This is a genomic window from Pseudomonas sp. A125 (genome assembly GCF_055409485.1).
In genome coordinates this window covers 1-13,388 of the sequence record NZ_JBUZVP010000025.1, presented here as the reverse complement: position 1 = coordinate 13,388, position 13,388 = coordinate 1, and the positions used below count along the sequence as shown (strand labels likewise).

Annotated in this window: 14 protein-coding genes; 3 read left to right on the top strand and 11 right to left on the bottom strand. The window is 58.9% G+C overall.

Annotated features, from left to right (window positions below; genetic code table 11):
• The first annotated feature begins 130 nt into the window (after positions 1-130).
• Positions 131-532: a GFA family protein gene (locus ACZRN6_RS27070; RefSeq protein ID WP_464009262.1), complete on the top strand. Its 402-nt coding sequence runs from the start codon at positions 131-133 to the stop codon at positions 530-532.
• On the opposite strand, the gene ACZRN6_RS27065 is transcribed toward ACZRN6_RS27070, so the two are convergent.
• The 11 genes from ACZRN6_RS27065 to ACZRN6_RS27015 all read right to left on the bottom strand — a co-directional run bounded on the left by ACZRN6_RS27065 (position 529) and on the right by ACZRN6_RS27015 (position 10,627).
• Positions 529-2,490: a DUF7844 domain-containing protein gene (locus ACZRN6_RS27065; protein WP_322142673.1), complete on the bottom strand. Its 1,962-nt coding sequence runs from the start codon at positions 2,488-2,490 to the stop codon at positions 529-531. The genes ACZRN6_RS27070 and ACZRN6_RS27065 overlap by 4 nt on opposite strands.
• Positions 2,487-2,807 carry a DUF2388 domain-containing protein gene (locus tag ACZRN6_RS27060; protein WP_003214760.1) on the bottom strand — a complete coding sequence of 107 codons (321 nt, stop codon included), beginning with the start codon at positions 2,805-2,807 and terminating at the stop codon, positions 2,487-2,489. Before ACZRN6_RS27060 ends, ACZRN6_RS27065 begins: the two co-directional genes overlap by 4 nt.
• Before the next feature lie 26 nt (positions 2,808-2,833).
• Positions 2,834-3,142 carry a DUF2388 domain-containing protein gene (locus ACZRN6_RS27055; RefSeq protein WP_322148590.1) on the bottom strand — a complete coding sequence of 103 codons (309 nt, stop codon included), beginning with the start codon at positions 3,140-3,142 and terminating at the stop codon, positions 2,834-2,836.
• 107 nt (positions 3,143-3,249) lie between these two features.
• Entirely contained in the window at positions 3,250-3,570 is a 321-nt protein-coding gene (locus tag ACZRN6_RS27050; protein ID WP_322142674.1) for a DUF2388 domain-containing protein, read from the bottom strand.
• Positions 3,571-3,723: 153 nt separating this feature from the next.
• Entirely contained in the window at positions 3,724-3,918 is a 195-nt protein-coding gene (locus ACZRN6_RS27045) for a DUF1127 domain-containing protein (RefSeq protein WP_464009261.1), read from the bottom strand.
• 262 nt (positions 3,919-4,180) lie between these two features.
• Complete coding sequence (locus tag ACZRN6_RS27040) at positions 4,181-4,396, bottom strand: DUF1127 domain-containing protein (protein ID WP_048721398.1); 216 nt, start codon at positions 4,394-4,396, stop codon at positions 4,181-4,183.
• A 318-nt stretch (positions 4,397-4,714) separates the two neighbouring features.
• Positions 4,715-6,208, bottom strand: a complete 1,494-nt coding sequence (locus ACZRN6_RS27035) for an acetyl-CoA hydrolase/transferase family protein (RefSeq protein ID WP_464009260.1) — start codon at positions 6,206-6,208, stop codon at positions 4,715-4,717.
• Between the two features lie 180 nt (positions 6,209-6,388).
• On the bottom strand, positions 6,389-7,825 hold the full coding sequence (locus ACZRN6_RS27030; RefSeq protein ID WP_003214748.1) for an NAD(P)(+) transhydrogenase (Re/Si-specific) subunit beta: 1,437 nt from the start codon (positions 7,823-7,825) through the stop codon (positions 6,389-6,391).
• Positions 7,825-8,145, bottom strand: coding sequence for an NAD(P) transhydrogenase subunit alpha part 2 (locus ACZRN6_RS27025; protein ID WP_025854291.1), 321 nt, complete (start codon positions 8,143-8,145; stop codon positions 7,825-7,827). The genes ACZRN6_RS27030 and ACZRN6_RS27025 overlap by 1 nt, the downstream gene beginning before the upstream one ends.
• 15 nt (positions 8,146-8,160) lie before the next feature.
• Positions 8,161-9,282, bottom strand: a complete 1,122-nt coding sequence (locus ACZRN6_RS27020; protein WP_322142678.1) for a Re/Si-specific NAD(P)(+) transhydrogenase subunit alpha — start codon at positions 9,280-9,282, stop codon at positions 8,161-8,163.
• 445 nt (positions 9,283-9,727) lie between these two features.
• Entirely contained in the window at positions 9,728-10,627 is a 900-nt protein-coding gene (locus ACZRN6_RS27015; RefSeq protein ID WP_464009259.1) for a LysR family transcriptional regulator, read from the bottom strand.
• A gap of 157 nt (positions 10,628-10,784) precedes the next feature.
• Between ACZRN6_RS27015 and ACZRN6_RS27010 the strand changes: the two genes are divergently transcribed.
• Positions 10,785-11,966 carry an acyl-CoA dehydrogenase gene (locus ACZRN6_RS27010; protein WP_322142680.1) on the top strand — a complete coding sequence of 394 codons (1,182 nt, stop codon included), beginning with the start codon at positions 10,785-10,787 and terminating at the stop codon, positions 11,964-11,966.
• Between the two features lie 13 nt (positions 11,967-11,979).
• Positions 11,980-13,200, top strand: coding sequence for a CaiB/BaiF CoA transferase family protein (locus tag ACZRN6_RS27005; RefSeq protein WP_322142681.1), 1,221 nt, complete (start codon positions 11,980-11,982; stop codon positions 13,198-13,200).
• Positions 13,201-13,388 lie beyond the last annotated feature (188 nt).

Below are 13,388 nucleotides of genomic sequence, written 5' to 3'. Positions count from 1 at the left end.
TAACAACCGGTCTGTTGCCGGTAGTGGTGGGCGATCCTAGTCCCGGAAGCTTTCAGCCAGCTTTCGCTTAAGAAACAGGCTACGTTGAATGGACGACTGGTCCTACAAATAAGCCAGTGGGAGGCAGAGGATGCATGAGCAACACCAAGGCGGCTGCCATTGCGGCCGGGTGCGTTATCAGTTCCGCGGAGCGTTGGTGGATATTGCCCATTGCCACTGTTCGATTTGTCGGCGGGTCAGCGGTGGGCTGGTGACGGCCTGGATCACCCTGCCGCGTTCTGCGTTTTCCTGGGTGGAGGGAACGCCGGCACAGTACGAATCGTCATCGACGTGCGTGCGGTATTTCTGTTCGAACTGTGGGGCGCACTTGGCGTTGGTGACCCGCCTGAGCCCTGAGAGTATCGATGTGACCATCGCGACCCTGGATCACCCGGAGCAGGCCCCGGCAGATCGGCACATCTGGGTACAAAGCCGATTGCCGTGGTTGCACCTCGATGAGCAGTTGCCACAAGAGGATCAAGAAGCGCTCTAGGGCAGTTCGAACCCGCCGGAGGCCTTGTGCAGCGCCCGCAGGTGTTCGCCCAATTGCTTGAGGTTGGCCTCACACGCGGCAATCTCCGCTGCGCGGGACGGTTCCAGCAGCGCCCTTACCTCTTTGTCCAGATCGCCGGTCAGCGACTGCAGTTGCTTCTGGCGCGCGGCGCTTTCCGATTCCAGCCGTTGGGATTCCGTCGGCTGCGGCAGGCCGTAACCGCTGGTGCCCAGCAGTTCTGCCGGGCGACTGAGGAAGCCGCTGTTGGCGAGGATCTGCTGCAAGGTAGCGTTGGCCTTTTCCATGCCGCCGTTCTTCAGCTCGCGTGCACCGAGGTAACGTTGTTTGACCTCATCCTGGGCCAGCATGAGTTGCTTGCGAAAACTCGCCTGCTCCAGCAGCAGCAAGGCCGCGCTGGCGCGCAGGTCGGCTTCGGCGAACCATGGGCGACGTTCCGCGGCGCTCAGGGACAACCAATCTTCAACTTCAGCCTGCTTGATCGGCAGACGCTTTTTCAGCACCTCGAACATCGCCTGGTAGCGCTCGCGGAAGGAGTCGAAGTGATAGCCCAGGCGCAGCGCGCGTTTCTTGTCATCCAGCACGCTGGTATCGGCCAGGCCGCGGCCCTTGAGGACTTCCAGCAGGCCGTTGGGCGTGATGTTGTCCAGGCCGGTCAGCTGCGGGTTGGCGCTGCCGCTGCGTAACAGCTTCAGGCTCTCCACCGCGCAGTTGTTGGAGATGAAGAAGTAATTGCCGTCGTAGCTCCAGTGCATCTCGGCGGCGTGTTCGACGGTGTCGTTGATCTCTTGGCGCGTGAGTTTCAGCGGCACCGAAGCCAGGCCGCGCAGTTCGGTCTTGGTGTACTCATCAATGACTTGGGACAGCGGCAGTACGAACAGCCGCGACGGGTACTTGCCGATCAGGCCGTCCCAGCTCGACAGCTGTACGTCGCCGACAAACGCGCGGTAGGACAGCACCAGGTGCTGGTCCAGGTCCAGCCGGCAATCCGGGCCGCGTGGCCGGCCCGGCGCGCAGATCACCAGGCGCAACATGCTGTGGCCCCAGCGGCTTACCAGGTTCTGGTTGGCCTCGGCCAGCAGGTAGTCGATTTCGTAGACGCGCTCGGGGTCGACTTGGCCCAGCGGTGTCTTGGCGAAATCGTTGCCGGCGTTGAGGAACGCGTAGGTTTTTGCGCAAGTGTCCTTGGCCGGCGGCGCCCAGCCAAAGTGTTCCTTGTAATAGCGGTACAACGAAGGCCGGCGGCACGCGTAGCTCGGGTCGAGGAGGAAGTACTCCATGTTGACCGCGACGAACTCCAGCGGGCTGGTGGTTTCGTAGATGTCCGGGCTGCGGGCCACCTGGTGGTTGTTCTGCTCGCGTTCGCCGCGACGGCCGACATATTGCGGCCAGCCGGCAAGGTCCAGCAGGCGCGGGTCATCGCTGAGGGTAAAGCGGCGGTCATTCTGGCCACGGCATTGATCGGGCAGGCCGATCAGGCCGGTGATGTTGTTCTGGCGGCTGCAACGCTGGATCAGCTTGCGGTCGGCGCTGGACCACAAGCGGGCGCGGTCGTAGATGTGGGTCAGTTCATGCAGCACGGTGGCGAGCATTTCCCGGCGCACGGTGCCGTGGGGGCGGTTGGTTTTTTGCGTCGCGGCGCTGCCGTCGGTGAGGCTTGCCAGCAGGTTGCTGTTGAGGTCCAGTTCGGACACCAGCGAGGCCTGGCCGTAGGCGTTCTCGGGCATCTTGTCGGTCCAGCCGACGTCGATGGTCCGGTCCAGTTGCTCGATGAAGCGCGGCGGCAACGCCTGCATCGCTTCATCCAGCAATGCCTGGCTGGCCTGCTGCTGGGCAGGGCTCAGGCCATCGGTCTTGAGCCGCAGTTGCAGGCTGGCCTGAGCCGCACTGGCGCCCAGCAACAGGGTGCCGGCCAGTAGCCAGGCGGCAATGCGCCTCACAGAGAGAGGATAGCTTCGGCGAGGACCTGGTCGCTGGCGTCGCGGGCTTCCGGCACGCGGGTTCGCAGGGTATCGAAGGCGGCTTCCAGCTGGGCGCCACGAATCTCGCCATTGCTGGCGACGAAACTTGCGGCATCGTCGTGGGCTTCGCGCACCACTTTGGAGTCGCGGATGGAGGTGGTGGTGTCCGACGTGAAGTCGATGGTTCGCGCCGAGGCACGGACGATGATGTTACTGGTGGCCTTCAGGGTTTGTGCCTGGGCAACACCGGCCAACAACAGCAGGCCGAGAGCGGCGGCGATCAGCGGGCTACGCATGGAATGACTCCGAAATACAAAGATGATTATTGGACGAGAATTGCTTGAGCCAGTTCAAGGTCGCTGGCGTTAAGTTTTGGCTGGGTGCGGCGCAAATAATCCAGCGCTGATTCCAGCCGGGCTCCCCGCCATTGGCCGTCAGTGGCAATGAAAGCGGCAGCGTCATCCTGGGCGGCCAGTATCAGTTTATGGTCGAACGGTGCGGAGGTCACTTTGCTGGTGGCATACGCACTGACAACGAGGCTCTGGGTGGACAGGTCAAAAGCCAGAACTTGCGTGGACCAACAAGCGCAAAACACTATGGGAGCGATCAACAGGCGGTATGAAAAAGCCATGGGACTCGACAACTGAAAACGAGTGCCAAGGCTAGCGCAATGCCCGGGCGAGAGCCAGTGCGCAGGATTCAAGGAGCGCCTGGCGCCCCCATCTTCCTCACCTGCAGTTAGATGGCCAGGATCGCCTGGGCCAACTGAGCGTCAGTCGCGGTATTCAATTGCGGAGCCTGTTGGCGAATCTGCGCCAGGGCGCTTTCCAGTTTCACGCCACGGATGGCGCCTTCGCTGGCCACGAAACTGGCGGCGTCGTCGCGCGCGGCACGTACGACTTTGTTGTCACGCAGGGAGGATGTTGCATCGGAGGTAGCGTCTGAGGTGGCTTTGAGTGCGCCAACGATCGAATCCGTGGTCACGATCAGGCTGGTGGCGTTGGCATTGGCAGCCAGGGCCAGCAGGGCTGCGGTGCTCAACAGGCGAAGACGGGACATGGGGTGACTCCTATAGGTGAACGAATAAAAGTGGCACAAAGCCGCTACTTGATCAGCGGGACCATGGGCATCAGACGCCCGTTGTAAGGGGTTCGCCACGTGGCAGACGGATATTAAGCCGCCGTTTATCCGTTCGGATAGCTACTTGAGGTGTTACTCGCTCCAGAACGATTTGGATAGTTCAGCGACTCGGTCGCTGTGACTGATGCCTGCGTCAGACAGCTCCCTCCAATCCAGTTGCGCTAGCAATTTGCGCGTGCGGGCGCGTTGCTCCCAGTGGGCAAGCGCTGAGGCTGTGCGTTTCAGTAGCTGTATCAACAAAGAGCTTTTGCGGATTTGAGTGCGCATGGCGAGAGCCTTTCATGAGGTCCTGGAACACCATGTTGGGCTGGGCAGCATTACCGGTACAGATACACCAAGCCTAAATTGTACTGCTCAAGTGTTATGTTTTTTAAACTGTACCTATAGAAACCAATGCCTTTTGTTTTCGTCCTTAAAAAATCAAACCCAGAAACAACAAAACCCGCCTCCGGTTACCCGGGGCGGGTTTTGTCTTAACAATTCTGAGTGCTGGCAGTGGACCCGGTGGGTCAGGGCCAGCGGACGCTATTTAGCGCCAGAACGGCTTGCTCAACTCTTCGTAGCGTTGTGCTTCGCTGATACCGGCATCAGCCAGCAGACGCGAATCCAGGCGAGCCAGTTGATGGCGGCTGGAGATGCGGCGCTGCCACAACATCAGGTTGGCGAGAACGCGCAAAGGCATGGAAGCCTGGGTGTTTACAGCTTTTTCTTCGAAGAACAGATCGGAACTGAGTGTACGTTCCATGATGACATCCTTCCGCTTGTGGCGGGATTAGGTAGTGGTTTAACTGATGCCAATGATCCTCCTCCGGCGCAAGACTCTCTAGATACAGTTCACCTGTATTGTGAGGGGCCAGTTAACTGTTTATAGGGGCTGTACTGTACGAAATTGGGGCAACTGTACCTGTCGGCACTTTTATGGTGCGTTTTTGCCGGTTTTAGGTCAGGTAGTAGGATTTTTCGGTAGGAAATGACCGGTACAGCAGTACAGTTTTTTAAAAAAGACAGGGCGATAAACCCGGACTGATGCAACTGTGTTTGCATCAGTCCGAATCTGTATCAATTACGCCTTCAGCATATGCCCGGTTTCTTCCAGGTTGATGTGCCAACTCAGTGCTTCTCGCAGGATGTGCGGGGTGTGACCGCCCAACGCACAGGCTTGTGTGAAGTACGTGCTCAGGGCGTCGCGGTATGCTGGGTGCACGCAGTTGTCGATGATGACCCGAGCCCGCTCTCGCGGCGCCAGTCCCCGAAGGTCAGCCAGGCCGACTTCGGTTACAAGAATGTCAACGTCGTGCTCGGTATGGTCCACATGGCTGACCATTGGCACCACACTGGAAATCGCGCCCGCCTTGGCAATTGACTTGGTGACAAAGATCGCCAGGTGCGCGTTGCGGGCAAAGTCGCCCGAGCCGCCAATGCCGTTCATCATCCGCGTGCCGCAGATGTGGGTGGAGTTGACGTTGCCGTAGATGTCGAACTCCAGCGCGGTGTTGATACCAATGATGCCCAGCCGACGCACCACTTCCGGGTGGTTGGAGATTTCCTGAGGCCGCAGCACCAGTTTTTCTTTATAGCGTTCCAGGTTGCCAAACACGTCGGCGTTGCGCCGCTCCGAAAGCGTGATCGAGCTGCCCGAGGCGAAACTCAGCTTGCCCGCGTCGATCAGGTCGAATGTAGAGTCCTGCAGTACTTCCGAATACATCGTCAGGTCTTCGAACGGCGACTCGATCAAGCCACACATCACTGCGTTGGCAATGTTGCCGATGCCGGCTTGCAGCGGGCCGAGCTTGTTGGTCATGCGCCCCGCGTCGACTTCTTCTTTAAGGAAGTTGATCAGGTGATTGGCAATCGACTGGGTATCGCTGTCGGGCGGTGTGACGGTGGAGGCTGAGTCGCACTGGTTGGTGATGACAATGGCGACGATCTTCTCGGGCGGTATCGGAATCGCGGTGCTACCGATACGGTCGTCCACGGCCACCAATGGAATAGGCGTGCGGGTTGGGCGATAACTCGGGATATAGATGTCGTGCAGACCTTCCAGGTTCGGGTTGTGCGCCATGTTGATCTCGACAATCACCTGCTTGGCAAAAATCGCGAAACTGGCGGAGTTGCCCACAGAAGTGGTCGGCACAATGTGGCCCTGCTCGGTGATCGCCACGGCTTCGATCACCGCGATGTCCGGCAGCTTGAGCTGGTTGTTGCGCAGTTGCTCGACGGTCTCGGACAAATGCTGGTCGATAAACATGACTTCGCCGGCGTTGATCGCCTTGCGCAGAGTGCTGTCCACCTGGAATGGCATGCGTCGCGACAGTACGCCGGCTTCGGTCAGTTGCTTGTCCAGGTCGTTGCCCAGGCTGGCGCCGGTCATTAGGGTGATTTTCAACGGCGAGGTCTTGGCGCGTTCGGCCAAGGCGTGGGGCACGGCCTTGGCTTCACCGGCGCGGGTGAAGCCGCTCATGCCGACGGTCATGCCGTCCTGGATCAGTGCGGCAGCGTCAGCCGCGCTCATGACCTTGTTCAACAACGAAGGCAAGCGGATACGATCACGGTACATGGATTGTTATCTCGGGCTACGAAAGCAAGATGCGCAGTCTAGTGATTTCAAAAAGTTTCGTCCCGCTACCATGGTCGAATGCCAGGCAGCGATTTAGAGCCTTTTGTCGGGTTTTTACCGATAATAAAAAACCCCAGCCTACTAAAGGCCAGGGTTTTGGGTATTGCGCTGGCGCAGTGTTTATTCGACGGCCTTGACCATGTCTTCGATGACCTTCTTGGCATCACCAAAGACCATCATGGTCTTGTCCAGGTAGAACAATTCGTTGTCCAGGCCGGCGTAGCCGCTGGCCATCGAGCGCTTGTTGACGATGATCGTCTTGGCCTTGAACGCTTCGAGGATCGGCATGCCGGCGATGGGCGACTTGGGATCGTTCTTGGCGGCCGGGTTGACCACGTCGTTGGCGCCGAGCACCAGCACCACGTCGGCCTGGCCGAACTCGGAGTTGATGTCTTCCATCTCGAACACCTGGTCGTAAGGCACTTCTGCCTCGGCCAGCAGCACGTTCATGTGGCCAGGCATCCGCCCGGCAACCGGGTGGATGGCGTACTTCACTGTGACGCCGCGGTGGGTCAGTTTCTCGGTCAGCTCTTTCAGCGCATGTTGCGCCCGTGCCACAGCCAGGCCGTAGCCCGGTACGATGATCACGGTGTCGGCGTTGGTCAGCAGGAAGGTTGCGTCGTCAGCCGATCCGGATTTCACCGGGCGCGCTTCTTTCGAGCCGGCCGGGCCTGCGGCGTCTGCCGTATTGCCAAAGCCGCCGAGCAGCACATTAAAGAAGGAGCGGTTCATCGCCTTGCACATGATGTAAGACAGGATCGCGCCGCTTGAGCCTACCAGCGAGCCGGCGATAATCAGCATCGAGTTGTTCAGTGAGAAGCCGATACCCGCCGCCGCCCAGCCGGAGTAGCTGTTGAGCATCGAGACGACCACTGGCATGTCGGCGCCGCCAATCGGGATGATGATCAGCACACCCAGCACGAACGCCAGGGCCAGCATCAGTGCGAAGGCGCTGAGGTTGCCGGTGAACATGAACGCCAGGCCCAGGCCCAGCGTCAACAGGCCCAACACCAGGTTCAGTTTATGCTGGCCGCCGAACTGTACCGGTGCGCCCTGGAACAGGCGGAACTTGTACTTGCCCGACAACTTGCCGAAGGCAATGACCGAGCCGGAGAAGGTAATCGCACCGATGGCGGCGCCGAGGAACAATTCCAGGCGGTTGCCTGCGGGGATCGAATCCCCCAGGTGTTTGACGATGCCCAGGGATTGCGGCTCAACGACCGCGGCGATGGCGATAAACACCGCCGCCAGGCCGATCATGCTGTGCATGAATGCCACCAACTCCGGCATCTTGGTCATTTCAACGCGCTTGGCCATGATCGAGCCGGCGGTGCCGCCGACCAGCAGGCCGACGATAACGTAGCCGATGCCGGCGGTCGCCAGTTCAGCGCCGAGCTTATAGATGAGGCCCACGGTGGTAAGCACCGCCAGCGCCATGCCGAGCATGCCGAACAGGTTGCCGCGCCGGGAAGTGGTGGGGTGCGAGAGGCCTTTGAGAGCCTGGATAAAACAGATCGACGCGATCAGGTAGAGCGTCGTAACCAGATTCATGCTCATTACTTCTGCACCTCTTCTTTAACCTTGGGCGCTTTCTTCTTGAACATCTCAAGCATCCTGCGGGTAACCAGGAAACCACCGAACACGTTGACGGCCGCGAGGGCTACAGCCAGTGTGCCCATGGTCTTACCCAGCGGCGTCACGGTGAGTGCGGCAGCCAGCATGGCGCCGACGATCACGATTGCCGAAATCGCGTTGGTCACGGCCATCAGCGGGGTGTGCAAGGCTGGGGTGACGTTCCAGACCACGTGATAACCGACATAAATCGCCAGCACGAAGATGATCAGGTTGTAGATACCGGGGGAGATAAGCTCTTCCATCGTCTGAATCCCTGCTTAGGCGTTTTTGCGGATGACTTGGCCGTCGCGGCACATCAGGCACGCGGCGACGATGTCGTCTTCGAGGTTGATTTCAAACTGCCCTTCCTTGGTGAAGACCAGCTTCAGGAAGTCCAGCAGGTTGCGCGCATACAGCGCCGAGGCATCGGCCGCGACGGCACCGGCCAGGTTGGTCGGGCCGCAAATGGTCACGCCGTTTTCCACGACCACCTGATCGGCCACGGTCAGCGGGCAGTTACCGCCTTGGGCTGCGGCGAGGTCGATGACCACCGAGCCTGGCTTCATCTGTGCGACGGTTTCGGCGCTCAACAGAGTGGGTGCCTTGCGGCCCGGGATCAATGCGGTGGTGATGACGATGTCGGCCTGCTTGGCGCGCTCGTGCACGGCCAGCGCCTGACGCTGCATCCAGCTGGTAGGCATGGGGCGCGCATAACCGCCGACGCCGACAGCGCATTCACGTTCTTCATCGGTTTCGTAGGGCACGTCGACGAACTTGGCGCCCAGGGATTCAATTTGTTCCTTTACAGCCGGGCGCACGTCGGACGCTTCGATTACCGCCCCCAGGCGTTTCGCAGTAGCGATCGCCTGCAGCCCGGCTACGCCAGCGCCAAGAATCAGCACACGCGCGGCCTTCACTGTGCCGGCGGCGGTCATCAGCATAGGCATGAAGCGTGGGTAGTGATGGGCGGCGAGCAACACGGCCTTGTAGCCGGCAATGTTGGCTTGGGAAGACAGCACATCCAGGCTTTGCGCGCGGGAGGTACGCGGCGCTGCCTCAAGGGCAAAGGCTGTGATGCCATGCTCGGCCAGCCGAGTGATGGTTTCGTTGCTGAACGGGTTGAGCATGCCCACGAGCACGGTGCCACTTTTGATCAGCGTCAGTTCGCTGGCATTGGGCGCGACCACCTTGAGGATCAGCTCGGCGCCGAATGCATCACTGGCGCTGCCAATGGTCGCGCCTGCTGCTTCATAGGCACTGTCGACGACACTGGCGTTGATGCCTGCACCGGCTTGCACTGTGACCTTGTGGCCTTGGCCGATCAGCTTCTTGATGGTTTCCGGGGTGGCAGCCACCCGCGTTTCACCGGTATGGGTTTCGAGAGGAACACCAATGTGCACGTCAAATCTCCTGCATGATCTTTTTGCTTTGATTTTGTAAAAAGGCCAGTGCACCGAGAAGCACATCTGGGCGGCCGATCAGCACGATCCCGCTTGAATACAGCGGGGCGCGGCATTTTGCAGGCGAACTTTACGGCCTTCAAGAGATTATGACGGGTGACGAAAAATTAACTACAAGTCACCCTGTGACCGATTGCCGCAATGGTGCCGAACAACTCCTTCAAATACAGACAGTTAAAGGAGTTAAGGCGAAATAGGGACTTGTCGCCATCGGTAATATGAATAGGCGCCCATTGCCGCGACGTTTATGGCTGTAGGCCTCTGTAAGCATGGCTTAAGGCCGATTCATGGTCAAAAGAACCGGTCTTCTAAATTGCGACATATATATACATATGTAGGTATTTTTGTTTACTGACTACAGGGTCAGGTATGTGGGTTTTCCCCTTTATATATTGGGGTTGTAGCGGAGTGACTGATCGATTAGCCAGTCTCTGAATGCATGAAGAGACGCAGATTCGACTTTTCTCTCGGGAATCATCAGGTAATAGGCCTTTGAGCTCGCCAGTATCTGAGGGCTGGCGACTACCAGGCGGCCTTCGCTCAATTCTCTTTGAATAAGGAACGGCGGGATCAACGCAATGCCCATGTCGTGCATGGCTGCCTGGGACAACATGGAGAATAGCTCGTAACGGGGGCCTGTCATGTCGCGGGGTATGTCCAGCTGTTGCGCGTTGAACCACTGGCGCCAGGCATAGGGTCGAGTGGTTTGCTGCAACAGGGGCAGTTCGGCGATTTCGTGCGCGGTGAAGTGCGAACGCTCACCCAGCAAGCGTGGGCTGCACACCGGGAGTGGGTTTTCTCCCATTAGCTTGTGGGATTCGGTGCCGGACCAGTCGGCATCACCAAAGTAGATCGCTGCGTCGAATTCGGTATCGGCGAACAGGAAAGGCCGCGTGCGGTTGGTCAGGTTGACGGTGACCTCTGGGTGTTGTTGCTGGAAGTCCTTGAGGCGGGGGATCAGCCACTGCGTGCCGAAGGTCGGGACCACCGCCAGTTCGATAACGTTGGTGCCCTGCTGGCCCATTACCGACAAGGTGTCGCGCTCGACCGCGTCCAACTGTGCGGCCACTCGGCGGCTGTAGGACAGCCCGGCTTCCGTCAGCTTCACGCCCCTGCGGGAACGTCGAAACAGCTCGACACTCAAAAACTCCTCAAGGCCTGCGATCTGCCGGCAAATTGCGCCTTGGGTGATCGAAAGCTCCTGCGCAGCCTTGGTAAAGCTCTCGTGGCGGGCCGCTGCCTCAAAACTGACCAGTGCCGTAGTGCTCGGAATCTTTCTGCGCATGTACCGTAGCCTCACAAGTAAAGAGCATATATGCCGGTTTTGAATGTTACGGAGTGAGAAATTAGCACAAGGCTATGAAAAAACCTCGTTTGCCCTCCTCGCTTTCGCGGCCTAGGCTCCATGCACTACTTTTGATTTACTTCGCGAGGACTCATTCATGGGCGGCAAGGCAAGCTTCAACTGGATCGATCCACTGTTGCTGGATTCACAGCTGACTGAAGAGGAGCGCATGGTGCGTGACAGTGCCGAGCAGTTCGCCCAGGACAAGCTGGCGCCGCGGGTGCTCGAGGCCTTCCGCCATGAAAAGACCGACCCTGCGATTTTCCGCGAAATGGGCGAGACCGGTTTGCTGGGGGCGATGATTCCCGAGCAGTACGGTGGCAGTGGCTTGAACTACGTCAGCTATGGCCTGATTGCTCGTGAGGTCGAACGTGTGGATTCCGGCTACCGCTCGATGATGAGTGTGCAGTCATCGCTGGTGATGGTGCCGATCAACGAGTTCGGTACCGAAGCACAGAAGCAGAAATACCTGCCGAAGCTGGCATCTGGCGAATGGATTGGCTGCTTTGGTCTGACCGAACCTAACCATGGCTCCGATCCGGGCGCGATGATTACTCGTGCACGTAAGGTGGATGGCGGCTACAGCCTCAGCGGCAGCAAGATGTGGATCACCAACAGCCCCATTGCCGATGTATTCGTGGTGTGGGGTAAGGACGATGCGGGCGATATTCGTGGCTTCGTATTGGAAAAAGGCTGGAAAGGCCTGAGTGCTCCGGCGATTCACGGCAAAGTAGGGCTGCGCGCCTCGATCACCGGTGAGATCGTCATGGATAACGTGTTTGTTCCTGAAGAAAACATCTTCCCGGATGTACGTGGTTTGAAGGGGCCTTTCACGTGCCTTAACTCGGCGCGTTACGGGATTTCGTGGGGAGCGCTGGGTGCAGCGGAGTTCTGCTGGCACACCGCGCGCCAGTACACCCTTGATCGCCAGCAGTTCGGGCGTCCATTGGCGGCTACCCAACTGATCCAGAAGAAGCTTGCAGACATGCAGACCGAGATCACCCTCGCCCTGCAAGGTTGCCTGCGGCTGGGTCGTATGAAGGATGAAGGTACGGCGGCTGTGGAGATCACATCGATCATGAAGCGCAACTCCTGCGGCAAGTCCCTGGACATTGCCCGTATGGCGCGGGATATGCTCGGCGGCAACGGTATCTCCGATGAGTTCGGTATTGCCCGTCACTTGGTTAACCTTGAGGTGGTGAACACTTATGAAGGTACCCACGACGTGCATGCGCTGATCCTGGGGCGCGCGCAAACCGGTATTCAGGCGTTCTATTAATAGGAGAACGACCATGGGCGCGCTATCGCACCTGCGGGTACTGGATTTGTCGCGTGTGCTGGCGGGCCCTTGGGCTGGGCAGATACTGGCAGATCTTGGCGCTGAAGTGATCAAGGTCGAGCGGCCGGGTAACGGCGACGACACGCGTGCCTGGGGCCCGCCCTTCCTCAAGGATGCGTACGGGGAGAACACCACTGAGGCGGCGTATTACCTGTCGGCCAATCGCAACAAGGAGTCGGTGACCATCGACTTCACGCGGCCGGAGGGGCAGAAGCTGGTGCGTGACCTGGCGGCGAAGTCCGACATTCTGATCGAAAATTTCAAGGTGGGTGGCCTGGCGGCCTACGGGCTGGATTATGAGTCGCTCAAGGAGATCAACCCGGAGTTGATCTACTGTTCGATTACCGGATTTGGCCAGACCGGTCCCTATGCGGCTCGGGCGGGTTATGACTTCATGATCCAGGGGCTTGGCGGGTTAATGAGCCTGACCGGCCGTCCTGATGGTGAAGACGGCGCCGGGCCAGTCAAGGTAGGCGTGGCACTGACAGACATCCTTACGGGGCTCTATTCGACGGTGGCGATTCTGGCAGCCATGGCTCATAGGGATCATGACGGCGGTGGTCAGCATATCGATATGGCCTTGCTGGATGTGCAGGTGGCCTGTCTGGCCAACCAGGCGATGAACTACCTGACGACGGGCGTCTCTCCCAAGCGCCTGGGTAACGCTCATCCGAATATCGTGCCTTATCAGGATTTTCCTACGGCGGATGGCGATTTCATTCTTACCGTGGGTAATGACGGGCAGTTCCGTAAGTTTGCCGAGGTGGCCGGGCAGCCGCAGTGGGCGGATGATCCGCGGTTTGTTACCAATAAGCTGCGAGTGGCCAATAGAGCGACGCTGATCCCTTTGATCCGTCAGGCGACCGTATTCAAGACAACGGCTGAATGGGTTGCCCAACTCGAGCGGGTGGGTGTGCCGTGTGGTCCGATCAATGACTTGGCGCAGGTGTTTGCCGACCCGCAAGTAAAGGCTCGCGGGTTGGCGATGGAGTTGCCTCATGCATTGGCCGGGATGGTGCCCCAGGTGGCCAGCCCTATGAGGCTGTCCAAGACGCCCGTTGAATACCGTAGCGCGCCTCCGCTTTTGGGAGAGCATACCTATCAGGTGTTGCAGCAGGTGCTCGGTTTGACGCCGGCGAATGTGTCGGTTTTGAGGGAGGCTGGAGTCATCTGAAGCGTCTCTTCTATATAGAAGGCTGTCGAGGCTTTCTCTATAGAAGGAATTGGTTGTTTTTTAGCCAGCGGCGCCTATTTGATAGAAAGCCTGAATTAAGGGTTGACGGCAGATCCTGGAAGTCTATAATTCGCCCCACTTCCGGCGCAGTCGAAACGGAAAACTCCTTGGTAAACAAAGAGTTATGC

Coding starts and splice junctions, on each gene's coding strand:
- ACZRN6_RS27070 (WP_464009262.1), top strand. CDS start 131: ATGCATGAGCAACACCAAGGCGGCTGCCATTGCGGCCGGGTGCGTTAT.
- ACZRN6_RS27060 (WP_003214760.1), bottom strand. CDS start 2,807: ATGCGTAGCCCGCTGATCGCCGCCGCTCTCGGCCTGCTGTTGTTGGCC.
- ACZRN6_RS27055 (WP_322148590.1), bottom strand. CDS start 3,142: ATGGCTTTTTCATACCGCCTGTTGATCGCTCCCATAGTGTTTTGCGCT.
- ACZRN6_RS27050 (WP_322142674.1), bottom strand. CDS start 3,570: ATGTCCCGTCTTCGCCTGTTGAGCACCGCAGCCCTGCTGGCCCTGGCT.
- ACZRN6_RS27045 (WP_464009261.1), bottom strand. CDS start 3,918: ATGCGCACTCAAATCCGCAAAAGCTCTTTGTTGATACAGCTACTGAAA.
- ACZRN6_RS27040 (WP_048721398.1), bottom strand. CDS start 4,396: ATGGAACGTACACTCAGTTCCGATCTGTTCTTCGAAGAAAAAGCTGTA.
- ACZRN6_RS27035 (WP_464009260.1), bottom strand. CDS start 6,208: ATGTACCGTGATCGTATCCGCTTGCCTTCGTTGTTGAACAAGGTCATG.
- ACZRN6_RS27030 (WP_003214748.1), bottom strand. CDS start 7,825: ATGAGCATGAATCTGGTTACGACGCTCTACCTGATCGCGTCGATCTGT.
- ACZRN6_RS27025 (WP_025854291.1), bottom strand. CDS start 8,145: ATGGAAGAGCTTATCTCCCCCGGTATCTACAACCTGATCATCTTCGTG.
- ACZRN6_RS27015 (WP_464009259.1), bottom strand. CDS start 10,627: ATGCGCAGAAAGATTCCGAGCACTACGGCACTGGTCAGTTTTGAGGCA.
- ACZRN6_RS27010 (WP_322142680.1), top strand. CDS start 10,785: ATGGGCGGCAAGGCAAGCTTCAACTGGATCGATCCACTGTTGCTGGAT.
- ACZRN6_RS27005 (WP_322142681.1), top strand. CDS start 11,980: ATGGGCGCGCTATCGCACCTGCGGGTACTGGATTTGTCGCGTGTGCTG.